Origin of the sequence: Pseudonocardia sp. D17 (assembly GCF_036984265.1) — a bacterium.
GTDB classification, from domain to species: Bacteria; Actinomycetota; Actinomycetes; order Mycobacteriales; family Pseudonocardiaceae; genus Pseudonocardia; species Pseudonocardia benzenivorans.
The window spans coordinates 1-24,358 of record NZ_BPRG01000005.1; the positions used below are offsets into that span (position 1 = coordinate 1).

23 protein-coding genes are annotated in these 24,358 nt (G+C 74.6%); 9 read left to right on the forward strand and 14 right to left on the reverse strand.

What is annotated here, in order from left to right; translation table 11 throughout:
• Window positions 1-26 precede the first annotated feature (26 nt).
• Together PSD17_RS00275 and PSD17_RS00280 are read right to left on the reverse strand one after the other, a co-directional pair.
• Window positions 27-467, reverse strand: coding sequence for a pyridoxamine 5'-phosphate oxidase family protein (locus tag PSD17_RS00275; RefSeq protein ID WP_339120946.1), 441 nt, complete (start codon window positions 465-467; stop codon window positions 27-29).
• Window positions 468-617: 150 nt separating this feature from the next.
• Window positions 618-1,433 carry a hypothetical protein gene (locus PSD17_RS00280; protein ID WP_339120836.1) on the reverse strand — a complete coding sequence of 272 codons (816 nt, stop codon included), beginning with the start codon at window positions 1,431-1,433 and terminating at the stop codon, window positions 618-620.
• A 656-nt stretch (window positions 1,434-2,089) separates the two neighbouring features.
• On the opposite strand from PSD17_RS00280, the gene PSD17_RS00285 reads away from it, so the two are divergent.
• Window positions 2,090-2,290, forward strand: coding sequence for a hypothetical protein (locus tag PSD17_RS00285; protein ID WP_013674428.1), 201 nt, complete (start codon window positions 2,090-2,092; stop codon window positions 2,288-2,290).
• Window positions 2,291-2,410: 120 nt separating this feature from the next.
• Here PSD17_RS00285 and PSD17_RS00290 read toward each other — a convergent pair whose 3' ends face one another.
• The 4 genes from PSD17_RS00290 to PSD17_RS00305 form a co-directional block, all read right to left on the reverse strand.
• Entirely contained in the window at window positions 2,411-2,665 is a 255-nt protein-coding gene (locus PSD17_RS00290) for an SHOCT domain-containing protein (RefSeq protein WP_013674427.1), read from the reverse strand.
• Entirely contained in the window at window positions 2,662-4,212 is a 1,551-nt protein-coding gene (locus tag PSD17_RS00295; RefSeq protein ID WP_013674426.1) for a DUF4389 domain-containing protein, read from the reverse strand. The genes PSD17_RS00290 and PSD17_RS00295 overlap by 4 nt, the downstream gene beginning before the upstream one ends.
• A 127-nt stretch (window positions 4,213-4,339) precedes the next feature.
• A complete protein-coding gene (locus PSD17_RS00300; RefSeq protein WP_339120842.1) occupies window positions 4,340-4,729 on the reverse strand; it encodes a CBS domain-containing protein in 390 nt (129 codons plus the stop codon).
• Window positions 4,730-4,955: 226 nt separating this feature from the next.
• Window positions 4,956-5,423, reverse strand: coding sequence for a CBS domain-containing protein (locus tag PSD17_RS00305; protein WP_013674425.1), 468 nt, complete (start codon window positions 5,421-5,423; stop codon window positions 4,956-4,958).
• Window positions 5,424-5,755: 332 nt separating this feature from the next.
• Here PSD17_RS00305 and PSD17_RS00310 point away from each other — a divergent pair, with 332 nt between their 5' ends.
• Complete coding sequence (locus PSD17_RS00310) at window positions 5,756-6,538, forward strand: universal stress protein (RefSeq protein ID WP_339120844.1); 783 nt, start codon at window positions 5,756-5,758, stop codon at window positions 6,536-6,538.
• A 36-nt stretch (window positions 6,539-6,574) separates the two neighbouring features.
• On the opposite strand, the gene PSD17_RS00315 is transcribed toward PSD17_RS00310, so the two are convergent.
• On the reverse strand, window positions 6,575-7,855 hold the full coding sequence (locus tag PSD17_RS00315) for a wax ester/triacylglycerol synthase domain-containing protein (RefSeq protein WP_339120845.1): 1,281 nt from the start codon (window positions 7,853-7,855) through the stop codon (window positions 6,575-6,577).
• Between the two features lie 162 nt (window positions 7,856-8,017).
• Between PSD17_RS00315 and PSD17_RS00320 the strand changes: the two genes are divergently transcribed.
• Window positions 8,018-8,776, forward strand: coding sequence for an ATP-binding cassette domain-containing protein (locus tag PSD17_RS00320; protein ID WP_103380770.1), 759 nt, complete (start codon window positions 8,018-8,020; stop codon window positions 8,774-8,776).
• A gap of 93 nt (window positions 8,777-8,869) precedes the next feature.
• Here PSD17_RS00320 and PSD17_RS00325 read toward each other — a convergent pair whose 3' ends face one another.
• Complete coding sequence (locus PSD17_RS00325; RefSeq protein WP_339120849.1) at window positions 8,870-9,694, reverse strand: dioxygenase family protein; 825 nt, start codon at window positions 9,692-9,694, stop codon at window positions 8,870-8,872.
• Between the two features lie 155 nt (window positions 9,695-9,849).
• On the opposite strand from PSD17_RS00325, the gene PSD17_RS00330 reads away from it, so the two are divergent.
• On the forward strand, window positions 9,850-11,379 hold the full coding sequence (locus PSD17_RS00330; protein WP_339120851.1) for a 4-hydroxyphenylacetate 3-hydroxylase family protein: 1,530 nt from the start codon (window positions 9,850-9,852) through the stop codon (window positions 11,377-11,379).
• Here PSD17_RS00330 and PSD17_RS00335 read toward each other — a convergent pair.
• The 4 genes from PSD17_RS00335 to PSD17_RS00350 form a co-directional block, all read right to left on the reverse strand.
• Window positions 11,340-12,680 carry a helix-turn-helix transcriptional regulator gene (locus PSD17_RS00335; protein WP_013674419.1) on the reverse strand — a complete coding sequence of 447 codons (1,341 nt, stop codon included), beginning with the start codon at window positions 12,678-12,680 and terminating at the stop codon, window positions 11,340-11,342. The genes PSD17_RS00330 and PSD17_RS00335 overlap by 40 nt on opposite strands.
• Window positions 12,681-12,702: 22 nt before the next feature.
• Window positions 12,703-13,254, reverse strand: coding sequence for a flavin reductase family protein (locus PSD17_RS00340; RefSeq protein ID WP_103380773.1), 552 nt, complete (start codon window positions 13,252-13,254; stop codon window positions 12,703-12,705).
• A gap of 82 nt (window positions 13,255-13,336) precedes the next feature.
• Entirely contained in the window at window positions 13,337-16,369 is a 3,033-nt protein-coding gene (locus tag PSD17_RS00345; RefSeq protein ID WP_339120852.1) for a BTAD domain-containing putative transcriptional regulator, read from the reverse strand.
• A 98-nt stretch (window positions 16,370-16,467) separates the two neighbouring features.
• Window positions 16,468-17,199: an FAD synthetase family protein gene (locus PSD17_RS00350; RefSeq protein ID WP_013674416.1), complete on the reverse strand. Its 732-nt coding sequence runs from the start codon at window positions 17,197-17,199 to the stop codon at window positions 16,468-16,470.
• Window positions 17,200-17,362: 163 nt separating this feature from the next.
• On the opposite strand from PSD17_RS00350, the gene PSD17_RS00355 reads away from it, so the two are divergent.
• The 4 genes from PSD17_RS00355 (at window position 17,363) to PSD17_RS00370 (ending at window position 21,044) form a co-directional block, all read left to right on the forward strand.
• A complete protein-coding gene (locus tag PSD17_RS00355) occupies window positions 17,363-18,157 on the forward strand; it encodes an SDR family NAD(P)-dependent oxidoreductase (RefSeq protein ID WP_339120855.1) in 795 nt (264 codons plus the stop codon).
• The gene (locus PSD17_RS00360; protein WP_339120856.1) at window positions 18,157-18,360 is read left to right on the forward strand and encodes a tautomerase family protein; all 204 of its coding nucleotides are present in this window, start codon (window positions 18,157-18,159) and stop codon (window positions 18,358-18,360) included. The genes PSD17_RS00355 and PSD17_RS00360 overlap by 1 nt, the downstream gene beginning before the upstream one ends.
• Window positions 18,357-19,460, forward strand: a complete 1,104-nt coding sequence (locus PSD17_RS00365; protein ID WP_339120858.1) for a maleylacetate reductase — start codon at window positions 18,357-18,359, stop codon at window positions 19,458-19,460. Before PSD17_RS00360 ends, PSD17_RS00365 begins: the two co-directional genes overlap by 4 nt.
• Window positions 19,461-19,682: 222 nt before the next feature.
• On the forward strand, window positions 19,683-21,044 hold the full coding sequence (locus PSD17_RS00370) for a GNAT family N-acetyltransferase (protein ID WP_339120859.1): 1,362 nt from the start codon (window positions 19,683-19,685) through the stop codon (window positions 21,042-21,044).
• A gap of 4 nt (window positions 21,045-21,048) precedes the next feature.
• Here the strand turns inward: PSD17_RS00370 and PSD17_RS00375 are convergent, their stop codons facing one another.
• Window positions 21,049-21,465: a VOC family protein gene (locus PSD17_RS00375; RefSeq protein WP_339120860.1), complete on the reverse strand. Its 417-nt coding sequence runs from the start codon at window positions 21,463-21,465 to the stop codon at window positions 21,049-21,051.
• Between the two features lie 105 nt (window positions 21,466-21,570).
• Here PSD17_RS00375 and PSD17_RS00380 point away from each other — a divergent pair, with 105 nt between their 5' ends.
• On the forward strand, window positions 21,571-22,611 hold the full coding sequence (locus PSD17_RS00380) for a helix-turn-helix transcriptional regulator (RefSeq protein ID WP_013674410.1): 1,041 nt from the start codon (window positions 21,571-21,573) through the stop codon (window positions 22,609-22,611).
• Here PSD17_RS00380 and PSD17_RS00385 read toward each other — a convergent pair.
• The gene (locus PSD17_RS00385) at window positions 22,559-24,331 is read right to left on the reverse strand and encodes a chloride channel protein (protein WP_234027805.1); all 1,773 of its coding nucleotides are present in this window, start codon (window positions 24,329-24,331) and stop codon (window positions 22,559-22,561) included. The genes PSD17_RS00380 and PSD17_RS00385 overlap by 53 nt on opposite strands.
• Window positions 24,332-24,358: the final 27 nt, after the last annotated feature.

Below are 24,358 nucleotides of genomic sequence, written 5' to 3' on the forward strand. Positions count from 1 at the left end.
CCCGCGATCCCGAGCACGCCACCAGATCAGCGACCACCCCACCACGTCGGTGGATCAGGGCTCAGCCGCCGCGGTCGAAGGGCGAGTACGTCCGCCGCCGGCCCCGCCGCCCACGACCCGGTCAGCCGCCGCCGCATCCGCGCCGCGTCGACGTCCGACTCGACCCGGCAGGTCTCCCCCACCGCCAGGACCGTCCACGACGACGGACCGAGCGGGGCGACGCCGTCGACCTCGAAGGCCGCGACGGCGTTGCCGGCAATCGCGCGTGCCACGGCGGCGTCGTCGACGGAGAAGACGATCAGGCCGCGGTCCCACGCATAGGCGACGGGACGACACTCCGGCAGCGCACCGCGGGTGAACACGATCCTCCCGACGCTGTTCGACTCCAGCAGCGCCCGGCATCGTGCCGCGTCGAGCACGGCCGCGCCCGGCCGCGGTTCGGCGGCGATGTCGCCACGCGTCGGCATGCTCACCCGGCCAGCTTCCCCACCCGCCCCGAAACCACTGGAGGGCCGAAGGTCCTCGATCGGACGGCCGGTCGACACGTTCCCGGCAGACCGCCGACCGATCACGGCCGCCGTGGGCCCGAGACCCCCGGTCCCTGCCCTGCAGGGCCATCAGGCGGCGACGAAGGCGAGTGCGGGGCTCAGCTGCAGTACGGCCATGGTGGCCCCGCGGCGGTGGGCGCCCAGGACCGCGCGGGCCGAGCCGCGCAACGCCTCGCGGAGCCTGTCCCGGTCGGCGGGCGCCGCCGCGATCCGCGTCCACCAGCCCAGTGCGGCGGCCGTGAGCCGGACCGCCTCGATCGCCTGCCCGAGACGGACGTCCGCGTGCAGCGCCAGCCCGTCGGTGCCGAGGAGCAGCCCGGACGGGTGCTCCGGAACGGCCCGTCCGTCGGGCCATGCGGGACCCACATCGACGTGTGGCATCGGCCCGGTGCTGCGGGCCCAGGCACCTTCGCGCTCGGCGGCACGCCGCAGCCACGGCAGGAGTCCCACCTCGGGGACGACCGGATCCGGTCGCCGTGGCACACCCGACCGGCGCTGCCCGTCGAGCATGGCCGTCTCCTCGGGGCACGGTTCGCGACGTCCGCCGGCCCGCAGCACCGCGACCACGCCGGGCTCGGGACCGTGGGCCGTGACCGGACGGCGGCCGAAGCCGACGACGGCCAGGCGCGCGGCGCGCAGCGCCGTCCCGGCCGCGATCCTCGCGAGAACCGCGTCGGGCGAGGACGCCTCGGTCCACCGGCGCACGATCATCCGCATCGCGACGCCGTCGGGAACCGCGTCGATGTACCACGGGGTCGGGCCCGTCGCCTGTGCCGAGCCGTGGGCGGCGTGGGCGACCGCCTCCATCAGCATGTCGGCGGTCGGCGCCGCGAACGGGAAGGCTCCGAGCGACCGCTCGTCCACCGTCATCTGCTGTGCGTGCATGTCGAGGAGTCTCCGATCGGGTGCCCCCCGTCGTGAGGGGACGAACGTCCGTCGACCGGGCCGCGACGGCCCGGTGCTCGGTGGGACTGTCGGCAGGGAAGATCGGGTACGTCCGGCCCTGCCGGCCACCGGCGGCGATGCGGGTCCCGCGTCACCCGCCGCGACCCGGGCCCGCGTCGCGGTCGCGCCGGTCCACCGCACCGGCGAGGCCGTCGGGACCGGATGTGCGCCGCACGATCGCCCCGCCCGTCCGGCGCGCGCCGTCGCCGATCCGGTCCCCGGGCCCGGCCCGGACGAGTCGGGGACCCTTCGGCGCGGCTGCCCGGAGCCGGTTCCGGTCCCCCGACGCCACCGTCCGCACGCCGCGCCGTACCGGGCGGTCGGGCGCCGGTCGCTCGGTCGTCCTCACCATGAGTGCCCTCCCGGGTCGCGGTTCGTCCGACGTCGCGCCGACAGGGAGATCGTCGGGCGTCCGACGGGGGCGCGGGCAGGGTCGATCGGCCTCGTCCGGGAGGACCACCGTCGGTCCGCGGGCGGCGGCGCAGAGTCCGAGGTCCCGGCCGCCGCCACCCTCCGGCCCTGGTCGGACCATCCGGAACCGGCGGACCGTGTGCGGCACCGCCCGGACGACCGGGCCGACCCGAAGGAGAGCCGCCATGTCCACGTCTGCCTACGCCGTCGTGACCGGTGCGTTCGTCGTCGACGACAGCGGCGTCCGGCTCGGCACCGCCGGTGAGGACGGCCAGGTGCGTGACTTCGCCGGCGTCCACATCGGCTCGGTCGACCGCAACCGCGGCGACGTCGCCGTCGACTTCGCCGGCATCCGCATCGGGCGCGTACTCGGCGACGAGGGCTGACCGGCCGCCGCGCCCCGACGCACCCGAACCGGTCCGGCACCTGCTGCGGCCCTGACGACGCCGGGGCGCCGTGTCCTGGTGACACGGCGCCCCGGACGTGTCCCGGGCCCGTCGACCGGTTCAGGGAGCGGGTCGCGATCCGCTCCGCAGCGCGGTGCGCAGCCGCTCGTACTCCTCGACGTCGATCTCCCCCGCGGCCAGCCGCTCGTCGAGGATGCGGCGGGGGCGGTCGCCCTCCGGGCCGTCCGGCCACGTCCCGGTCCGACGGCCGAGGAGCAGCACGGCCCCGGCGGCGCCACCGCCGGCAGCCAGCAGGAGCAGGACGAGCTCGACGACCCACGCCGCAGGCGAGACACCCCAGCCGCCCCACATCATCGGGCCACCTCCACGGTCCTCCGCCGGCCGGTGGTCGCCGCGCCGACGATGACCGCGATGCCGACCACGAGCAGCCCCACTCCCGTCCAGAAGGCGGCCATCGAGGCCAGGCCCAGCACCGGTACCCGTGCCGCGAGCTGGACGCCGGCCGAGACGGGCGCCGTGCCGTCGGCGTTCATCACCACCGCGGTCCAGTCACCCGGCACGGGTGCCCAGGACATCGTCGTCGTCCCGGGCCCGGACGCCCGCGCGACCCAGAACGGCTGTTCGCCCGGCGGTGCGACCGACGCGCTACCCGCGACCTGGTCAACCCCGGCCGCGAACCCGCGTCCGTCGAACGCGCCGGTCCGCCACACACCCTGCGCCGCCCCGGCGAGGTAGCGCGACACGTCGGCCGTCGGACCGATCCCGACGAACACGTCACCTCCCCGGTTCGACGTCGCCCGCAACGCGACCTCGCCGAAGACCCGGGCCGGCGTGTCGGGCCGGTCCGCGTCGATCTGCAGCGGGTCGGTCCGCAGTGCGACGCCGGCTGTCGTCGCCGTGCCGACGCCGGTGGCGAGGAAGCCTCCGCCGTCGCGCGCGACCCGGTCGGTGACCAGGCCCGCGGTCCCCAGTCCCCCCAGGAGGACGCCGAGTGCCGTGACGACGGAGCCGAGCACGAGGAGCAGCGCCCGGGCGGTCGAGGGCGGCGGGGCCGGCGTCGTGGACACCGGCCTGCGCGCGCCGGGCGGCACGTCGTCGGGAACCTCGACGACGTCGACGGGCGGATCCATGACGATCGTCGCCCCGCCCGGCGCGGACGAGGCCGCCGGCGTGAGCGGCCCGCCGGAGCGCCGCTCGGGGCCGGCCGCGACCCGCCGTCCCGTGCGGTCGTCGTCGACCGCCGGAGGGTCGTCGCCACCCTGGTCGAGCCGGAAGGGTGGGTACACGTCGGTCATCAGCAACGCATAGGCCGCCACCCGAAGCACCCATCGGTTCATCCCCATGACCGCGTCGAAGATGCCCGCCGGGTACCGGCCGGTGAACAGCAGCGCCACCAGCGCGATCAGGACGAGCACCCCGATCAGGCCGAGGCCGAAGACGCCCGTCGTCACGTTCGTCCCGGGCGCCTCCCAGCGGCCCGCGCCGACGAGCAGGACGACCACCAGATAGTGCGGGATCGCCAGCAGCCACCACTTGACCAGCGCCTTCGGTCTGGACAGCCGCTCGGGCCGCTCGATGTCCAGGCGCGCCGGATAGTCGGGCACGTCGGACAGGGTGAACGGCGGGTACCGGTCGGTCCCGCCGAGCGCGTAGCCGTAGAAGGCCACCCGCCAGGACCAGCGCAGGACCCCTGCGTTGAACCCGAACAGCGCGCTCGGATAGCGGCCGGACACGACGACGGCCACGAGCGCGACGATCGAGAGCACCACCAACGCGATCCACAACACCGCCAACACGATCAGGTGCGGTATCAGCAGGAACCATTTGACGAGCCACGTCCACCGCGAGAGTCCCGGGTCGAGACGACCGCTGATGTGGACCGGCTGGTGAGAGTTCGACATGCGCTCGAGGATCCAGCGCGCCGTGGCGATCCGGCAGAGGCTCCCTTCTCCCGGATGGTGGGCCGGAAGGCCCGGGACCGGCCGGCCGGTGGGACCGTCGCGACCTCCCGGGATCCGACCGACGGTGCTACCGCCCGACCGGATCGACGGCCCGCGCGGCATCCGCCAGCAACAGCACACCGACCACCCGGGCCCCGTCGCCGACGGCGACCGCCGGCAGCGCACGGGTGCGCATCAGCGAGACCACGGCGCCGAGGTCGTCACCGGGCCGCACCACGACGGGCCTGTGCGTCATCACCGCCGCGACGACCGCCTCCGGATCGAGCTCGAGCTGCCAGCCGTTCGGCAGCACCGGGCCGGCCAGATCGCCGCGGGTGACCACGCCGACCAGCCGGCCGGACGAGTCCGCCACCGGCGCGACCTCGTCGCCGCGCGCGGCGAGGACGGCCGAGGCGGTCGGGATCGGCATGCCCGCCTCCACGGTCCCCGCGCGACGCATGACGTCCTGCACCCTCATCCGGATCGCCCTCCCGTCGTCGGACCGACGAACCCATGACCGCCCGGCAGGGAGAGGCGAGCACCGCCCGGCCGCCCACCTCACCTCGCTCTCGCCCGGTCGTCGTGGGCAGTGTCGCGCGATCGCGCCCGCCCGACACGGCCGGCCGCACCGGTTTCCTCCCGTCGGGGGAACCGTCGCCGGCAGGGCCTTCGGCCCGCGCGCGGCCGGGACGCGGTGAGCACGGTCAGGCCCGCAGACCGCGGCGTCGACGCACCTGTTCGGGGGTCCGCTCGTGCCGGGCCACCACCCTGAGCAGGTCGCGCCACGTCACGACACCCACGAGTTCGGCGCCGTCCATGATCGGGACGGACCGCACGTCCGACGCCACCATCGCCGCCGCGACGTCGGCGAGGTCGTCGTCGGGACACAGGGCCGCGGGCGGGGGCGTCATGACGTCGTCGACGAGCACCGCGGTCGTCGCCTCCGCGGCATCCGACGAGAACCGGCCGCGCACGAGGTCCGCCTCGGTCACCATCCCGACCACGTTCCCGTCGCGACCGAGGACCGGCGCCGCCGTGAACCCGTGGGAGGCCAGGAGCGCTGCCGCAGGGGCGATCGGGGTGTCCGCGCGCACCGTCACCACCGGCGAACTCATCACGTCCGCCGCCGTGAGGACGACTCCCGTCACGGCGTCCGTCTGCACGTCGTCCACGTCCGCCCGCCTTCTCCGTCTCGTCCCGCACCCGTTGTCTCCCGACCAGGCTCGACGTGCGGCGCAGGTGCGACCAGGGCCGATCGGTTCGGCGGACACGGCCGTTCGGCGGGGCCGTACCGGGCCACCGGCCTCTGTCGACGGGGTGGTCCCGGCGCGCACGCTGACGCGATGACCAGCACCGCGCCGGTCCTGCCGACGCCGCCTGCCCGCGCCGATCGGCGGCGCCGCGTCGTCCGGCACGAGGACGTGGCGCGACGTCGGCGCGGCCGCCGGTCGTGCGGCCGTTGCGCCCGGCCTGCTCGGCAGACCCGGCCTGGACGGGCCCGGCCGTGAGCGGCCGTCCGGTCGTCCTCGCCGCCGACGACCTGGTCCCGGCCAGGTGGGCCGCGGCGGAGGCGGAGCGCCTGCGCGCGCCGCTGCAGGTGGTGGGGACCGGGAACGACGTCGCCAGGACCCGCGTGACGCAGCTGCTGCGCGCCTCGGCCCCCGGCGCCCCGGTGGCGTCCCGCCGGGTGGCCGACCCGCTCGGAGCCGACCTGAGGCGCGTCAGCGCCGGGGCCGAGCTCATGGTCGTCTCCGCGGCGGTGGGTCCGCGGGTCGTCGGTGCCGCGGTCTGCCCGGTCGCGACGGTCCCGCCCACAGTGCCCCCGCTCGGCCGCGTGATCGTCGCGGTGGCCCCCCGGACCGCGCCGTCCGTCCTCGACCTGGCCGTCCACGAGGCGCTCGCGCGCGACGCGGAGCTCGTGGCGGTCCGGGTGCGGGGCGGTCCGGACGCCGATCCCGGCGATGCCCTGCCGGACGTCCTGGCGAGATGGCAGCGCGATCTGACGCACGCATGCCGCGACCTCCGCCAGGCCGTCGCGCGGCGGGGTGCCGACGACGCCGATCGGCGGTTCCGGTTGCTGACCGTCCGCGGCGACCCGGTACCGCTGCTGATCGCCCTCGGCATCGACGCCGAGCTGCTGGTCGTCGGCTGCTCGGTGCACGGCGCGGGCGCGGCGGTCCTCGCGGGCGAGCTGGTCGCCACGGTCCGGTGCCCCGTCATCGGCGTGCCGGACCCGGCCACGCCGCGCGGGGCCACCGCCCGGCAGCGCGTCCGGTCGGGCTCATGACGCCTCCGGGTCGGCAGCGGGGCCGCCCGGCCGTCGCTAGGTGCGGGCGCGGTTCACCGAGTCCCCCGTGAGCGCGAGGAACCCGGCGCGGACCCCTGCGGCCACCCGGTCGAGTTCCGGCACCCGGACGGGGTCGGCGTGGATCGTCACGACGAGCCGTCCCGTGGCGGCCAGCGCGACGACGGTGACCGTGATCGATCCCTGGTCGCCCAGTGCGAGCGGGACCATCCGGGTCACCGGGACCCCGCCGAGCGTGAGCGGTCCGGCCGGGCCCCGGACCAGGCTCACGATCGTGTGCAACCGCCGCTGCCGTCGCAGGTAGTGGCGGAAGAGGCCCAGCCGCGCGACCAGCGGCATGACCGGCCGCAGCAGCGTGAGCGGCGCGGCCGGCGGGGCCGATGCCCGCCGGACCGCGACCGCAGCCGCGACGGCCCTGATCCGCTCGGCCGGCGCGAGGCCGCACGGGATGTCCACGAGCAGCGGGGCGTTGGCGTTCCCGGCGTCCCCGCCCGTGGCCCGGGTCGCCATCGGCACACCGACCGACAGCGTCGCGATCCGCTCGCCGCGTCCGGCCAGCAGCTCCTCGAGCGCACCGGCGACCACGGCGAGCAGAGCGTCGTTGACGCTCCCGCCCGCCGTGTGGGCGGCGGCGCGCACGGTGGCGAGTTCCACGTCGACGACGACACTGCGCCGCCGCGGCCCGGTCGGCGCCACCAGCGAGCACGGCTCGGCCCGATGCGGATGTAATCCTCCGCTCGCCCGCAGCGCGGCCAGCAGTGCCCGCGGCCCGCGCGTGGCCGTCGCCCGCGGCCCGCCGGTGACCGGCGCCCGCGGCCCACGCGGCGCCGGCGGCCCGGACACGTCGGTCGCCGCCGACGGCCGGTCGAGGAGCCCTCCGAGGACGTCCATGCCGGTCAGACCGTCGGCGACGGCGTGGTTGAGCACCAGGACCACCGCGCACGGCCGGCCCCGCACGACGAGGGCCCGCCACATGGGACGGTCCGCGGGCAGCGGCGCCAGCACCGCGCGGGTGGCCCGGTCGAGGAGGCTCTCGCCGGGCCCCGCGTCGACGACCGACACCCGGTCGCCGAGATCACCGACGTGCCGCCAGCGCAACCGCCGCAACGGCTGCCGGAGCACCGCCCGGCACAGCCGCGGCTGGGCGCGCGCCCGCAACACGAGGAGGTCGGCCAGCTGCCGGGCGTCCGGCCGGCCCTCGAGCTCCAGCACGACACCCATCTGCAGTGGCACCTGCGAGCCCGTCTGCACCGCGAGGACGACCGCGTCCGCGGGCGCGACCGGCTCGGTCATGGACATCGGCTCCTCCTCGCACGAGGGTCCGACCGGCCCGCGGTCCCGCCCAGGGCCGAAGGTCACCCGCCTTCGTCGACCTGGGCAGGTGGGCGTGCCTTCCTTCCCTACATTCGATGGACCTTCGGCCCATGAGTCCGGCACGGCCGCCGCATACCGTCGGTGGTCATGAGCAGTGCCCCCCGCCCGACGATGCCCGTTCTCGACGACGGTCTGGACCTCGTCGTCAACCTCCGCGACGTGGTCAAGCGGTTCGGGCCCGTCACCGCGCTCGACCACCTCACCATCCGGGTCCGGCGCGGCGAGGCGCACGGACTCGTCGGACCCGCGGGGTCGGGCAAGACGACCGCGCTGCAGATCCTCGCGGGGCGGCTCCGCCCGGACCGCGGCTCGGCGCGGGTGCTCGCCACGGACCCCCGGCGGCACGCCGTCGAGCTGCAACGGCGGGTGGCCTATGTGCCGCAGCAGGTCTACCGCTGGTCCCACCTGACAGGTGCCGAACTCCTCGACACGATGTCGTTCCTGCGCGGCAGCGACAGAACGCGACGCACGGAACTGATCGAGCGGTTCGACGCGGCCACCGATCGCGCCGGACACCTGGACTCGGCGGAGAACCGACAGAAGATCGAGCTGATCGCCGCTCTCGCCTCGCGCGCCGAACTGGTGGTCCTCGACGAACCCGGCCGCTACCTCGACGCCGCTGCCCGAGCGGAGCTCACGGCGGTGCTCGCCGAGGAACGGGGTCGACGGACCCTGCTCCTCACCGAGGACCCGTCGGCTCCGGCCGTGCCCGTCGCCTCGGTGTGCGGGCAGGTGACCGGCCTGGACGCCGGGCGCGCCTGTGACCCGGACCGTCGCGACGCGTGGGGAGCCCGCGGTGTCCGTCGGGTCGACGACCCGTGGCGCCGGTCGGCGCGGACGTTCTGATCGTCCTTCCCCCACGAGCCACCAGAGGGCCGTGACGCCGTCGGCGACATCGCAGGACGGAGATGTCCGCTCTCTCCTCGTGAGAGCGGGCGGTCACTCGCGGTCGAGCACGAACGTGTGGCGCAGGGTCTCGCCGTCACCGTGCGACTCGTAACGGGTCAGGAGCGAGGCCTTCACCCCGAACACGGGGTCGCTGTCGAGGTACGGGTCGTCCTCGCGGAAGAGCATGGTCGTCAGCGGTGCGAATCCGGGAGCCCCGATCCGGACGTGGAGGTGTCCGGGCCGCATCACCGACCGCCCGCTGGCACGCATCAGCGCGCCCACCGGCCCGTCGTCCGGGATGGGATACGGCGCCGGGCTGATCGTCGAGAACGACGCCCGCCCCTCCGCCGAGGTGTGGAACAGGCCGCGCATCGCGGCGCTCTCGATGCCCGGGATGTCGGAGTCGTAGTGTCCGTCCCCGTCGGCGTGCCACACGTCGACGGCAGCACCCGGGACGGGCACGCCGTCGGTGTCGACGACCGTCAGGTGCACCGACAGCGGTGTTCCGGGAAGTCCGGCGGAGATGTCGGCGCCGTCGTCGAACGAGGGACGGTTCGACCGGTAGAAGGGACCGAGGACGCTGTTCTCCGTCGCGGTCCGGCTGCGCCGATGGGCCACGGCGTCGACCAGCATGGTGACGCCCAGGACGTCGGAGAGCAGGATGAACTCCTGCCGCTCCGGCGTGCAGAGCTGTCCTGTCCTGGTGAGGAAGCCGATCGCCGCGGCCCACTCGGACTCGGTCAACGAGACCTCGCGCACCAACTCGTGCAGGTGCCGGACCACTGCGTCGAGCACGGTCCTGAACCGCTGGTCGGACCCGTGGGTCCCGGCCCGCAGCACTGCCTCGGTGATCGTCTTCTCGTCCGTGTCGAGCATGCCGACGAGCGTAGGGACCGGCTGTGACCCGGAGGGAAATCGACGGAACCCGCGATGTCACCCGGGGTGAGCACGCCGGGGTCACCCCGGCGGGCGGGACCCTCCGCAGGTCGGTGCCCCATCGGGGCGGCGCCGCGGAAGCGAAGGGATTGGTCGTGCTGCGGACAGGCAAGCAGTATCTCGAGGCGCTCGACGACGGCCGCGTCGTCTGGGTCGGCGACGAGCTGGTCGACAACGTCGCGACGCACCCGAAGACCCGGGACTACGCCCGGCGCATCGCCGAGTTCTACGACCTGCATCATCGCGCCGACCTGCGCGACGTCATGACCTTCGTCGACGACGACGGCGAACGCCGCTCGATGATGTGGTTCCGGCACCGCGACAAGGAGGAGCTGCGCCGCAAGCGCCGCTACCTCGAGACGGTGATCCGCGAGCTCGACGCCGGCGCGGCGCCACGGACCCCTGATGTCAACAACTACGTGTTCCTGACCTACATGGACGACCCGTCGCCGTGGAGCGAGCAGTCCGTCGGCACGGGCGGGCGGGACCTGACGGCCGGGATCACCGCGTTCTGGCAGCACATCCGCGACGGCGACCTGAACGCGGCCCCGGCGTTCGTCGACCCGCAGACCGACCGCTCGCGCGAGTCCGCGCAGGCCGAGTCCCCGGCGCTGCGGGTCGTCGAGACCCGCGACGACGGGATCGTCGTGCGGGGTGTGAAGGCGATCGGCACCGGCACGCCGTTCGCCGACTACATCCACATCGGGGTGTTCTTCCGCCCCGGGATCGTGAGCGAGCAGATCGTGTACGCGGCCGTGCCGGTCAACGAACGCGGTGTGACCCTGGTGTGCCGCGAGAGCACGGTGAAGGAGGGCCGGACCGACGAGCATCCGCTCGCGTCCCGCGGCGACGAGCTCGACGCCGTGATGCTGTTCGACGACGTGTTCATCCCGTGGGAGCGCGTGTTCCACGTCGGCAACCCCTCGCACGCCGCGCTGTACCCGCAGCGGGTCTTCGACTGGCTGCACTACCAGGCACTGATCCGGCAGGCCGTCCGCGCCGAGCTGATGGTCGGACTGGCGATGCTGATCACCGAGCACATCGGGACCTACCAGCTGCCACCGGTGCAGACGAGGCTCGCGCAGCTCGTCGGGTTCCATCAGACGATGCGGGCGCACGTGATCGCCTGCGAGGAGGAGGGGTTCACCACGCCGGGCGGGCTGTACAAGCCCGACGTGCTGCTGTTCGACTTCGGACGGGCGCACTACCTCGAGCACGTGCCGCGGATGGTGAACGAGGTCGTCGCCCTCGCGGGCCGCTCCGCGTTGATCTTCCCGACGGAGAAGCAGTGGGAACGGCCGGAGCTGCGCAAGTGGCTCGAGCCCCTGCAGACCGGACCGGTGGGACGCCCCCATGACCGGTTGCGGATCAGCCGGGTCATCCGCGACATGTTCCTCTCCGACTGGGGCGACCGGATCGGCGTCTTCGAGAACTTCAACGGCACGCCGCTGCTGGCGGTGCGCATGCTGACGATGCATCGAGCGGAGATGGCGCCGTCCGGACCGCTGACCGACCTCGCCCGGAAGGTCTGCGGGATCGCCCCGCCCGAGCCGACCGGGGACACCGCGTACTCGGAGCAGGCCGCCTACGCGCGACGCCAGGACGCTCGCGCCGTCGCGAGCTGACCCCCGGCCGTGGGCTCCCGCCCGCCCGGGAGCCCACGACGGGCCGGCTCGCCCCGCTCCCGCCCGGCGACGACCGCCGCACGACGTTCGTGCACGCGGAGCTTGCGGAACACCGACCGCACGTGTGTCTTGACCGTGTTGTGGGACAGGTGCATCTCGGCGGCGATCTCGCGCAGGGTGAGCGGACCGGCGAGGGCGCGCAGCACGGCCAGCTCCCGCGGCGACAGCGGTTCGCCGGCTACCAGTACCGGTCCGGCATCGTCCCGGACGGCCGCCCGGTGCGCGCGCTCGGCGAGCACCGGGAGCATGCCGGGCTCCTCGCGGACGAGCACGTCGTGCAGCACGGGCCGGAGGGCGGGATGGATCCGGAAGCCGCGCGGTGTGCGCCGGAGGAACAGGGTCGAGGCCGCCAGCGCGCGGAGCTCCTCGCCGGCTCCGGGTGAACCGGTCAGTGCCTCGGCACCGTCCGGGGTCACCTCGTCCAGCACGCCGCAGTGGAGCAGCAGCCGGCGCTGCGCGGACGTGACACGCTCCAGGAGCTCGGCGGAGAAGTACTCCTCCACCTCCGTCAGGGACGCCGGCAGCGGTCCGCACCCGCCGACGCCGCGCAGCGCGACGCCGGCGAGCCGGACTCCGGTGGCCCAGCCGTCGAACCGGGTCCGCACGTCGTCCACCACCGAGGGCGCGATCGGGAAGCCCGCGACGGCCGACAGCAGCTCCGCGGTGTCGGGCGGGTCGAGGCGGAGGTCGTCCTCGGTGATCTCGGTGAGCCGACCCGCCGCGCGCACCATCGCGACGGGCCCGCCCGGCGGGCGCGCGGTGGCGAGGACGACGCGGACGTGCGGTGGGAGCCGCTCCACGAACTCGTACAGCGACTGCCTGGTCAGCGGGTCGTCGACGACGTCGAGCCCGTCCAGGACGAGGGTCAGGCCGCGCGCGGCGTGCAGCGCGTTCACGACGTCGGGCAGGACCTCACCGAAGACGACCGACCTGGTCCCGGCCGGCAACGGGTCCGACCCGTCGAGGCCGCAGAACGGTCGCAGGGCCTCGAGCAGCGCGCGCCACACCGCGGGCGCGGAGTCGTCGTGGCGGCTGAAGGTGATCCACGCGGTGCGGTCCCGGCCTGCCGCCCACTGCGCGAGCAGCACCGTCTTGCCCGACCCGCGTGGCGCCGCCACGAGCGTGACCTGTTCGCCCGCGTCGAGGACGGCCAGCAGCCCGGCGCGGTGCAGCGCATGGCGTGGCGCGACCGGCGGGCGCAGGCGGGTGCGGACGACGGCCGTCCGGTGGCTGCCGCTCACGTCAGGGGTCTCCCGGCCGCGCCTACATCGCCGACGCGAGCTGCCAGTGGAAGGCCTCGCGCGCGTGGCCCTGCGGGTCGCACAGACCGCCGAACGTGCTCGCGAAGTAGACCAGCGGGCTCGTCCCCGCCCGGAACTCACAGGTCAGCACGTCACCGATGACGATCGTGTGGTCACCGCCGGGCAGTGCCGACCCCACCGAGCACACGAAGTGCGCGATCGCGTCGGCGAGGACCGGGACGTCGTCGTCGGTGCGCAGTGCGACGCCGGCGAACTTGTCGTCGCGACGTGTCGCGAAGCGCCGCGCGAGATGCTCCTGGCCCTCACCGAGGACGTTCACCGCGAAGCGGCCCGACTCCTCGATCGCGCTCCGGGTCGGGAGGGTGGTCCCGATGCACACGAGGAGCTGCACCGGATCCAGGGACAACGACGCGACGGCGCTGGCCGTCATCCCGGCGGGCCCCTTCGACGTCCGGGTGGTGACGACCGCGACCCCGGTGCTGAAGTGGGAGATCGCCTGCCGGAAGTGGGGCGCCGACGGCCGCGGGTCCACCGTGGTTGCAGGAAGGGTCATCGCTACCTCCGTGGGAGCTCGAACGTCGTCCCACGACGGTGCCATCCGCGTCGTTAGTGCTCGGGAAATCCGGCTCGCGACGTCAGGCCCGCAGCCGGGTGACCAGCCGGCGGATCTCCGCCGACGGCGGCACCGACAGCTCGCGCATCGCCACGACGTAGCGGCGGTAGAGCGACAGCACCTGGTCGTCCTGGCCGCCGGCCTGCGCCACCGAGATCCGCAGCATCCACGCCTGCTCGCTGTAGGGATCGACGCGCAGCACGGCGTCGGTGTTGGCCACCGCCTCGCGGTAGCGGCCCAGCCGGAACGCCACCCGCGCCAGGTCGAGCCGCGCGCCCCGGATGCGCGCGCCGATCTCGGCGCGTCGTGTCTCGGCCCACGCCCCGGGGAAGCCGTCGAGGTACGGGCCGCGCTCGGCGCGCTCGATCGCCTGCGCCAGGGTCGCGAGGCGGGTCTCGCCGTCCTGGTGGTCGGCCTGGGCGAGGCTCGCGACCGTCTCCGCGGCGGCGCTGGTCACGAGCTCGGGTCCGGCGAGCCGGAAGCGGTCGCCGTCGAGAACCGGCACGACCTCGTCGGGGAGGACCTCACGCAGCCGGTAGAGCGCCTGGCGGAGGTAGCTGCGACCGGCCGCTTCGTTGCGGGACTCGAACAACGCGTCGAGGAGCTCCTTCCGGCCGGCGACCCGGTCGTCGCCGGCCAGCAGGTAGGCCAGCAGCTCGACGCTCTTGCGCAGGCGCGGGACGACGGCCGCCCCGTCGAGCCGCAGCTCCGGATCACCGAACTCGTCGAGTACCAGCCGGGGGGCGCGTCCGGTGACGGTGAGCTGCCGTCCTCCGGTGAGCCGTGCGGTGAGGTCGTGCCAGCGCGACGTGCGGCTCGGCTGGGTGTCGGCGCCTCGGACGGCGACGGCGGGCACGTCGGCCAGTGCCGTGAGCAGCAGGTGCATCGACCCGCGCTCCTCGGCCACGGCGATCGCGAGCTCTGCGGCCGCGTCCGACGCGTCCTCCTGGCCCAGGTGCCAGCGCGCCTCGGCGAGGTAGCAGGCGGCGGTCGGGACGTCGAGCAACCGGTCGCTGCGCTGCATGCTCTCCAGGGCCCAGGTGAGGAGATCGGCTGCCGCCGCGTACCGCTCCTGGAGCAGGAGCGCGAGTCCGCGCCACAGCCGGGCGAGCTCCCGGGTGAACCCGTGCCGCTCGGCGCCCCGGGCCTCGGCCTCGTCGAGGGCCCGGACGGCCGCCTCGTGGTCCCCGTGCAGACGCAGGCACAGCTTGGCCTCCATCAGCAGGACCAGGGTCGCGTAGATCTCGGAGCCCGTGGCGGCGGCCTGTTCCCGGCCGCGCTGCAGCGCGTCCCACGCGTCGGCACCGCGTCCCAGGTCGAGCATCAGCTCCGCGGCGTCGAGCGCGTGCAGCCACAGCGGCTGCGGCTGCTGACGGTGTGCCTCGTAGAGCGTCATGGCCTGTTGGATCCGCCCCGTCGCGCGCAGCCCGGCGATCACCCAGGGCGCGCCGAGCACGCTCCGCCACGGCCCGTGGACCCCCGGCGAGTCGAGACCGTCGAGCCGGCCCCGGATGTACGCGAGCCGCATCAGCAGGCTGTCCAGCGGGCCCGACGGCGTGGTGGCGAACGCCGGAAAGGGCGGCGGCGGCCGGTCGAGGCTCAGGGAGAGCACCGTGTCGGCGACGTCACGGGCCCTGCCCGGCGGCAGGCACCGGCCGACGCGGACCGCGTCGTCGAGCCGACCCGCGTGCCAGAGACACCACGTCAGCAGGACCAGCGCCTCGTCCTTGGCCGGCTGGTCGCTCGCGGCCGCCGCGCTCACCCATCCCCAGCCGTGGCGGTCGAGCAGCTCGACGGCCCGGCCGGGTTGTTCGAGCGCGAACGCCACGCGCAGGACGATCGCGCCGATCGCCGGGGTCGGCGAGCGGCTGGATGCGCCGAGCAGGTCCAGCCAGCGTGCTGCCGGCCGGAAGTCCATCCGCTCGACCAGGCCCGGGAGCAGCTCCGCGGCCTCGGCCCAGGCGTCGTCGACGGCGCCGATCTGGAGCAGTGCGTGCACACCTTCCTCCCGCTCACCGCGGTGCAGGAGGAGCCGGGCGTGGCGCAGCCGAAGCTCGTGGAGCTCGGCGGCGTCCTCGTGCGAGAGCATCTCGCGGAGGTGGTCGCGCAGCTGCGGGCTCACGATCATCGCGCGGTCGGCGGTCCAGGTGACGGGCAGGTGCCGGTCGCGCAACCGCGCGAGTGCCTGCGCGGCGTCGGTGAGCCCGAGCGCGTGCGCGGCATCGACGGTCACCTCGTCGAGCAGGCTGGTCCGGACGAGGAACCGCCGCTCGAGCTCGGGGAGCTCGGCGAGGACGTGTGCCGTGAGGTAGTTGCGCATGTGGTCGGGCGCGGCGCCGGCAGCCGTGCCCTCGCTGAACAGCACGCCCGCGACCCACCCGCCGGTGAGCCGGAGGGTGTCCGCGGCGGAGTCCGGTTCGCGTCCGGTCGCCTCCAGCGCCGCGATCACCTCGTCGAGGTCGAAGGCGAGGGCGGCACCGGTCAGCGACGACACTCGCGCCAGCTCGCTGGTGGAGCCGAGATCCAGCGGGAGAAGGGTTCGCGAGATCAGCACGATGGTCACGTCCGCCGGCGCGTACCGGGCGAGCGCGGAGAGCACGGCGAGCGCCTCGTCGCTGCCCGCCACCCGCTCGGCGTTGTCGCACACGAGCACGAGCCGGGACCCGTGCAGGCTCTCGGCGAGCAGTCCGGCCGCCTCGCCCACCGGGATGCGGGCCGCGAGCGCGTCGGTGGCCACCCCTCGGGCGTCGGACGCGTGCGTCTCGACGGCGGCTTCGAGATAGAGCAGCAGACGGCCCGCGGCGGCCTCGCTGCCGTCGAGCGACAACCACGCGGTCGGCCGGTCCTGGGTCTGCAGCGCGGCCGCCACCGCGGTCGTCTTGCCCGATCCGGCCGCGGCGTAGACGGTGAGCGTGCCACCGCGGGCGACCAGACCCGCGATCCTGCGGGACAGCCGGGGGCGGTCGACGAGATTCCCGGCCAGCACGGGCGGGGTGATCTTGCGACGGATGATCGCCCGGCGTGGGACCGGTGCGACGGGCTCCTCGACTGCCACCGGACCCGCACCCCCTGTGGTGGCGCCGCCTCAGCGCGGAGCCGGTCCACAGCTTCGGCGGTGGGCACGGGCCGGTGCAACCCTCGATTTCGCCCTGGTTAACGGTCCACCCGGCAGCGGAGCACCAGCTCGACGCGCCCGCGCAGCTGCTCGTCGACGGTGATCCGGCCGCGGTCGTCGACCACCGCGTGCGTCGGGACGTCGTTCACCAGTACCCGGTAGCGGCCTGCCGGCGGTACCGCGAGCCCGGTGTCGACGACCACCGAGCGACCGGGGGCGCCCCGGCCGGTGAGCGCATGCGGTCGCCCGAGCAACCGGGTCACCGCGCCGATGTCGCCCGACGACAGCGACGCCCGGATCCGGCTGGACGAGACCACGCCCGCCGCCGATCTCACCAGCGGCGTGACGCGCGTCCGGAATCGACCGTCCCGTCGCAGGACGTGCCCGCTCCCCTCGCCGCCGGCACCGAAGCGGAAGTTCGCACCGACCGACACGGTGTGGGCACCGAGCCTCCCGACGAGAAGATCGTCGACGAACGACGGCGCCGCCACTGCTGCCCACCGGGCGTCGAACCGCAGGACGACGACCTCGCGGACTCCGAGCGCCGCGAGCCTCGCGACCTTCGTCGGCACCGTCGTGAGCAGGGCGGGCACGTCGTCGGGCCGCAGGACCTGCAACGGATGCGGGTCGAAGGTCAGCACGGTGTCGCATCCCGCGATCACCTGCGCATGTCCGATGTGGACACCGTCGAACACGCCGATGGCGACGGCGCGCGGTCGGCGACGGACCGACGCGTCGTCGGTGACCTCGACGGTGGGCTGGTGCAGCACGTTCCGCATCCTCGCGGGCCGGTCGTGAACAGCGGCGAAGCCCACCTGGGCGGTCGCCCCCGCGCCGTGACCCCGCCTGTTAGTCGGCGTTGCCCCGGCCGTCCGCGGCGGATGGAGTGGCCGCACGGAACGCGGCACGGACCGCCAAGTGATCGGAGAACACATGAGTGCCGGCGCTGACCTGACCGGACGAACCGCGCTCGTCACCGGCGCGAGCCGCGGCATCGGCCTCGCCGTGGCCCGGGCACTGGGCGAACAGGGCGCCGGCGTCGTCCTCCTGGCCCGCGACGACGCATCGGTCAAGGAGGCGGCCACGCGCGTCCCCGGCGCGTCGCTCGCGGTCGCGGGTGACGTCACCGACGAGCAGTCCGTCGTCGAGGCCGTCCAGGCCGCGCACCGGTGGCGGGGGCGGCTCGACATCGTCGTCAACTGTGCCGGGCCGCAGCTGGCGTCGACGCCGATCGTCGACGTCGAGGACCAGGTCCTCGGCTCGGCGCTCGACGTGAAGCTCCGCGGCTTCGCGCGCGTCGCCAAGGCCGCGCTGCCCGTGATCGAGGACGGCGGAACCGGCGCGATCGTCAACGTCGCCGGAGCGACCGCGCACACCCCGATCCCGGGTGCGGCGGTCACCGGCATGACCAATGCGGCCGTCGTCGCGCTGACCGGCTTCCTCGCCGCCGAGGCCGCCCCGCGCCAGGTCCGGGTCAACGCGGTATCCCCCGGCATGACGGCGACCGAAGGCTGGCTGGCCCGTCACGACGCGATGGCCGAGCAGCAGGGCCGGTCGCCGGACGAGGTCCGCGCCGCGATGGTGGCGGCGCTGGGCATCGCGCTCGGGCGCTGGGCACGTCCGGAGGAGATCGCGGCGGCCGTCGGGTTCCTGGTGTCGGACCGCGCCTCCTACATCACCGGGCAGGTCCTGCGTGTCGACGGCGGCCTGACGAAGCCGGTGGCCTGATGCCGTTCATCCAGATCACGATCGGCGAGGGGCACGACGAGGCGTGCAAGCGGGAGCTGCTGACCAGCGTCTCGCGGGTGGCGTCGAAGGTCACGGGCACACCGGAGGCCGCGTTCCGGGTGTGGATCGTCGAGGTCCCCGCGACGGAGGTCAACGTGGGCGGGACGATCCTCGCCGACGCCCGGGCACGGGCGGCCCGGTGACCGCGAGCGGCGCGGCGGCCGTCCCCTCCTTCGAGTTCACCGCGCTGCCCTACCGGGTCCTGTTCGGCGTCGGTACGGCCGCCCGCGTCGCCGGCGAGGTCGGCCGGCTCGGCCGGTCCCGGGTCCTGCTCCTGGCGAGCGGGGAGATCGCCGAGCTCGGCGACCGGGTGGCCGCGGAGCTCGGACCGCTCTGCGTGGGCCGCTTTGACGGCGCCGCCATGCACACCCCCGTCGATGTCACCGAGAAGGCGATGGCGATCCTCGAGGAGACCCGGGCCGACGTCGTCGTCGCGGTCGGCGGCGGGTCGACGACGGGTCTGGCCAAGGCACTGGCCGTGCGTACCGGGGTCGATCAGATCATCCTGCCGACCACATACGCCGGGTCCGAGGTGACCCCGGTCCTCGGCGAGACCGTCGACGGACGCAAACAGACCCGCTCCGACCTCGCCGTCCTTCCCGAGACGGTCATCTACGACGTGGAGCTCTCCCGACGCCTCCCGGTGCCGATGGCGGTCACGAGCGGGGTCAACGCCCTCGCCCACGCTGTCGAGGCGCTGTACTCGCCGCAGGCCAACCCGGTCGTCGACGGCTGGGCGACGGACGCGATCACGCACCTCGGGCGGGGCATCCGGCGGGTGCCGGGCGCGCCGGCGGACCTGGGCGTCCGCGCCGACCTGCTGCGCGGGGCCTGGCTGGCCGGGACCTGCCTCGGGGCGGTCGGGATGGGGCTGCACCACAAGCTCTGCCATGTGCTGGGCGGTTCGTTCGGGCTGCCCCACGCCGCCACGCACACGGTCGTGCTCCCGCACGTCATCGCCTACAACGCGCCGGCCGCCGCGGCGGCGATGGACGCGGTCGCGGCGGCCGTCGGCGTCCCCGACGCGGCCACCGGTGTGTTCGCGCTGGTGGTGGACTCCGGGGCACCCCGCTCGCTGCGCGGGCTCGGGATGCGGGAGGCCGATCTCGACGAGGCGGCCGATCTCGTCGTCGCCACGCCCTACCCGAATCCCCGACCGATCGACCGGCCCGCGGTGCTCGGCCTGCTGCGGGCGGCGTGGGCCGGTGAGGAACCGGCGGCTCGGCGCTCCGCCGACCGCTGATCGCCCCTCTCACACGGCAGGCGGACGCGCCCGAGCCCCGGCGTCCGGGTCGGTCGGTCGGTCGGTCGGTCCCCGAGCGTCCTCCGGGCGGCGCGCAAAGGTGATCGCCGCCCGAGCTCTTACGGGCCGCGAACGGCGGCCGGAACTCGGGTGCGGTTCGGGTCTGCCGTCCGTAGCGTCGGACGGCGGTACAGCGTCGAACCCACACCCTGGACACGAGCGATGACGGACCGGTCCCCTCTCTTCTGCGACACGGCGCTGGCGGCGCGCATCGAAGCCGCCGAGACCGAGCTCATCGTGGCGACGAGCCGAGCCGCCCTGGCCCGCACCGGCACACCCGGTTTCGTCCTGCCGCTCGCCGGCGGTGCGGCGACGTTCGCGGGTGCCGGCTCGCCGTACACGAAGGTCGTCGGGCTCGGGTTCGGCGGGGTCCCCACGGAGGCCGAGCTCGACGAACTCGAGGACGCCTACGCCGCGCACGACGCGCCCGTCCAGATCGAGCTCTCCCACCTCGGCGACCCCGAGCTGCCCACGGTGCTCACCGCCCGCGGCTACCGGCTCGAGGGTTACGAGAACGTGCTCGGCCGCGCCCTCGACGGCGACCACGCCACCGACTCGGACATACCCGCCCCGCGGGGCGTGGAGGTCCGGATCAGCCCCGAGGCGGAGCTCGACGCGTGGATCGACGTCGTCGCCGAGGCGTCGCTCCACCAGGACGCCGAGGGTCTGCCCTGGCACGACGAGTTCCCCCGGCAGGCCCTGGAGGACGCCGAGCGGGACTCCGCGGCCGCCGGGCTCGTCCGCTACTCCGCATACCGCGACGGCGTACTCGCCGGCGGCGCCGAGTTCCGGGTCACCGGCGGCATCGCCCAGTTCGCCGGTGCCGCCACCGCGGTGGCGCACCGTCGGCACGGCATCCAGACGGCGCTGCTCATCGCCCGTCTCGTCGACGCCCGCGCGGCCGGCTGCGACGTCGCGGTGATCGTCACCCAGCCGGGCTCGACGTCCCAGCAGAACGCGCAGCGGCGCGGCTTCGACCTTCTCTACACGCGCGCGACGCTCGTCGGACGGCCGCGCGGCCACGCCTCGCCGGCCGCAGCGAGGAGCGACCGTGGCCACGACGTCACCATCGCGCTGCACCCGGGGCCACGTGAGCAGCTGCGCCCGCTCTTCGAGCTCGCCGAGGACTCGGCGACGCAGCTCGACGCCTATCTCGACGACGGCGACGTGCTCGTCGCCCGGATCGGCGAGAAGCTCGCCGGGCACCTGCAGCTCGTCGCGACCGGGCGTCCCGACGAGGTCGAGCTGAAGAACATGGCCGTCGACGAGTCGTTGCAGGGCAACGGGATCGGCCGTCGGCTCGTGCGGGCCGCCGTCGCGCTGGCCGGCACCAGGGGCGCGCGCCGGATGATCGTCGCCACCGCGGCGGCCGACATCGGGAACCTGCGCTTCTACCAGCGCGTCGGGTTCCGGATGCGAGCAGTCGACCGCGAGGCGTTCGTGCCCGCCACCGGCTACCCGGAGGAGATCGTGATCGACGGGATCGTCCTGCGCGACCGGGTGTGGCTCGATCTCGACCTGTGACCGGTCACGGTCGGACACCGAACTTGGCGCGCGCCGTGGCCGTGACCGGCGTGAACAGGTTGACCAGGTTGCCGTCGGGATCGCGGAACAGCAATGCGCGGTTGCCCCAGGGCATGTCGGTGGGCGGGGTGACGACCTCTAGCGGCTCGTCGCCCAGGAGGTCGCGCAACCGGGCGAAGTCGGCGTCGACGTCGTCGACGAGGAACTCGACGATCACGGTGCGGTTGGCGGCCGGCTCCGCGCTGCCCTCGCCGAACAGCGCCACGGTGCGGTCGCTGCCGATGGCGAGGGTGCCTCCCACCGTGGGCAGCTCGGCGAACAACTCGTTGCCCCACACGGCCGCTGTGCCGGTGACCCGCTCGTAGAAGGCCACCAGCCGCGGCACATCGGCGGTGATGATGCGGGCCGAGACGAACTTCATGACGGGCTCCTCGTGGTCGGTCGACGCGACCGCTCCGGCCGCGGCACCGACGCTAGGACCGATACCGGACAGGGTCCGCCCGATATTGCTGGCATTGTCGTCACCGTGACCCGCCCGACCAGCCGCGTCCTCGCCCTGCTCGCGATCCTGCAGGCCGGTGGGACCCGCACGGCCGCCGAGCTGGCCGCCGCGATCGGTGTCGACGAGCGCACCGTGCGCCGCTACGTCGCGCACCTCGTCGAGCTCGACGTCCCGGTGCGGTCCGAACGCGGCCGCCACGGCGGGTTCCGGCTCGCGCGCGGGTACCGGATGCCCCCGCTGATGCTCACCGACGAGGAGGCCGTCGCCGTCCTCGTGGGAATGGTCGCCGCGGATCGTGCCGGCCTCGTCCCGTCCTCGGCCGCAGCCGCCCACAGCGCCGCCGCGAAGATCCGGCGGGTCCTGCCGCGACGACTCGGGGCCGGCCTCGACACCCTCGTCGAGGGTGCCGGGCCTCCGGGTGCCGGTCGCCCGCGTGAGGTCCCCGCGACCGATGTCCTGCTGCTGGTCGCCGAGGCCGCGCGGGAGCAGCGGGCGGTCGCGATCGACTACCGCTCCGGCGACGGACACGCCGGCGAACGGACGCTGCACCCGTACGCGGTCGTCGCGCACGCCGGACGCTGGTACGTCACCGGCGCCGACTCCGCCAGCGGCGAGGACCGGACCTTCCGCGTCGACCGCGTCCGCGCCGCGCGCCTCCTCGAGGACACGTTCCCGGTCCCGGACACGCGCGAACCGAACGCCCGCCTGCTCACGGCACTGGCGACCGCCCCGCGCCGGCACACCGTCCGGGTCCTCGTGCGGTCCGATCGCGCCCACGTCGTCCGGAGAGTCCCTCCCGGCCTCGCGACGGTCGAGGCCGCCGCCGACGACGGCTGGCTCCGGCTGCGCCTCGAGGTAGAGGAACTCGACTGGGTGCCGTCGCTGCTGGCCTGGATCGACCGCCCCTTCGTCGTCGAGGAGCCCGACGCGCTGCGCGGCCACGTCCGCGCACTCGCCGATCGGCTCCGGAGGGCTGCCGACGACGTCGAGCCCCGGAGCCCGGCCGGCGTCGCTACCGGGGACCCGCCGGCCGGCCCCCCGGGTCGGCCGCGCCGTACGACGTGAGGACGTCACGGTGGTCGATCCAGCCGATCGGCGGTTCGCCCGGCGTGGCCGTGACGGGCAGCCCCGTCGCGTCGTGTGCGGTCAGGGTGCGCAGGGCGTCGTGCAGCGACGTGCCCGGCGTCAGCTCCGGCAGTCGCCGGGCGAGGTCGGCCGCGCGCGGTGCGGCGACGCCGACCTGCCCGCCCACGTCGAGCGCCGTCTCCCCGGCGAGCGCGGCCCCGAGGTAGCGCCCCTCGTCGTCGACGACGGGCATCGCACCGTACCGGCTCTCGGCCAGCCGGGCCGTCACCTCGTCGAGGCCGGACGACGCGCGTACCGGCGCGGGCGCCGGGCGCATGACGTCGGCCACGGTCAGCCGCTGCAGCCGGTCGGCGTCGACGGCCTCGGCGTCGATGTCGATCCCGCGACGGATCAGCTTCAGCGTGTAGATGTTGTCGCGCGCGATCAGGTGGCTGAGCCCGGTCGCCAGCGCCACCGCGGCCATGAGCGGCAGGATGATCGAGTACTCGCCCGTCAGCTCGAAGACGATCAGCACGGCCGCGATCGGGGCGTGGCTCGCCGCCGCGAAGACCGCCGCCATCCCGACCAGCCCGAAGGCCCCCGGCGAGAGGTCGAGCCCGGGGAAGGCCACGTGGGCGACGTCGCCGAACGCCGTGCCGACCATGCCACCGATGAACAGCGACGGCGCGAACACCCCGCCCGAGCCGCCGATGCCGATGGTCAGGCTCGTCGCCAGGACCTTGCCGACGAGCAGCACCAGCAGGTAGCCGACGGCGTACCCGCCGGCGACGGCCTTCTCCAGCACCGGGTAGCCGACGCCGTACATCTGCGGGAGCGCCAGCAGCACCCCACCGAGCACGAGGCCGCCGACCGCCGGGCGGAGCCACTGCGGGCCGCGCCAGACCGCGTCGCAGACGTCCTCGATGCGGTAGAGGACCCGGGCGAACCCCCAGCCGACGGCACCGGCGACGAGCCCGAGCACCGCGTAGAAGGGGAACTCGGCGGCCGAGCCGAGGGAGTAGGCGGGCAACGTCAGGATGTGGTCCTCGCCGACGACGGCCCTGGCGACCACGTTCGCCGTGACCGACGAGATCACCACGATCCCGAACGCCTCGGCGGTGAAGCGCCGCAGGATGACCTCGAGCCCGAAGAAGACCCCGGCGATCGGTGCGTCGAACGTCGCGGAGATCCCGCCTGCCGCGCCGCACGCCACCATGAGCCGAAGCCGGTGGTCGGGCACCCGGAGCCATTGCCCGATGGACGATCCGAGCGCCGATCCGATCTGCACGATCGGTCCCTCGCGTCCGACCGATCCCCCGGTACCGATGCACAGCGCGGAGGCGAGCGACTTCACGATCGCCACCCGTGCCGGGATGCGGCCTCCGTTGCGGGCGACCGCGACCATCACCTCCGGGACGCCGTGGCCGCGCGCCTCGGGCGCGAACCGCTGCACGAGCGGTCCGTACAGCAGCCCACCCACGACGGGCGCCAGCAGCAGGAACCAGGGACCGAGCGCCGGCAGGTGCAGGCTCGCGACCCGCCCAGCGTCGCTGAAGTCCGCCCGGCCCGTCACCAGCTCGGTGATCCCGACGATCAGCAGGCGGAACACGACCGCGCCCAGGCCCGCACCGACTCCGATGAGCAGCGCGAGGCCGACCAGGCCGGACTGGCTCGTCGTGAGCCAGCGGTGCGCGCGGCGCGCGGCGCCCCCGAGCCGCACCGTTGCCAGCGGGCGGTTTGACACGGG

Excerpts from the sequence above, each read along its gene's own strand:
- PSD17_RS00355 (WP_339120855.1), top strand. The coding sequence starts at position 17,363 with ATGAGTGCCGGCGCTGACCTGACCGGACGAACCGCGCTCGTCACCGGC.
- PSD17_RS00275 (WP_339120946.1), bottom strand. The coding sequence starts at position 467 with ATGCCGACGCGTGGCGACATCGCCGCCGAACCGCGGCCGGGCGCGGCC.
- PSD17_RS00360 (WP_339120856.1), top strand. The coding sequence starts at position 18,157 with ATGCCGTTCATCCAGATCACGATCGGCGAGGGGCACGACGAGGCGTGC.
- PSD17_RS00340 (WP_103380773.1), bottom strand. The coding sequence starts at position 13,254 with ATGACCCTTCCTGCAACCACGGTGGACCCGCGGCCGTCGGCGCCCCAC.
- PSD17_RS00370 (WP_339120859.1), top strand. The coding sequence starts at position 19,683 with ATGACGGACCGGTCCCCTCTCTTCTGCGACACGGCGCTGGCGGCGCGC.
- PSD17_RS00375 (WP_339120860.1), bottom strand. The coding sequence starts at position 21,465 with ATGAAGTTCGTCTCGGCCCGCATCATCACCGCCGATGTGCCGCGGCTG.
- PSD17_RS00325 (WP_339120849.1), bottom strand. The coding sequence starts at position 9,694 with ATGCTCGACACGGACGAGAAGACGATCACCGAGGCAGTGCTGCGGGCC.
- PSD17_RS00295 (WP_013674426.1), bottom strand. The coding sequence starts at position 4,212 with ATGTCGAACTCTCACCAGCCGGTCCACATCAGCGGTCGTCTCGACCCG.
- PSD17_RS00285 (WP_013674428.1), top strand. The coding sequence starts at position 2,090 with ATGTCCACGTCTGCCTACGCCGTCGTGACCGGTGCGTTCGTCGTCGAC.
- PSD17_RS00300 (WP_339120842.1), bottom strand. The coding sequence starts at position 4,729 with ATGAGGGTGCAGGACGTCATGCGTCGCGCGGGGACCGTGGAGGCGGGC.
- PSD17_RS00315 (WP_339120845.1), bottom strand. The coding sequence starts at position 7,855 with ATGTCCATGACCGAGCCGGTCGCGCCCGCGGACGCGGTCGTCCTCGCG.
- PSD17_RS00290 (WP_013674427.1), bottom strand. The coding sequence starts at position 2,665 with ATGATGTGGGGCGGCTGGGGTGTCTCGCCTGCGGCGTGGGTCGTCGAG.
- PSD17_RS00320 (WP_103380770.1), top strand. The coding sequence starts at position 8,018 with ATGAGCAGTGCCCCCCGCCCGACGATGCCCGTTCTCGACGACGGTCTG.
- PSD17_RS00280 (WP_339120836.1), bottom strand. The coding sequence starts at position 1,433 with ATGCACGCACAGCAGATGACGGTGGACGAGCGGTCGCTCGGAGCCTTC.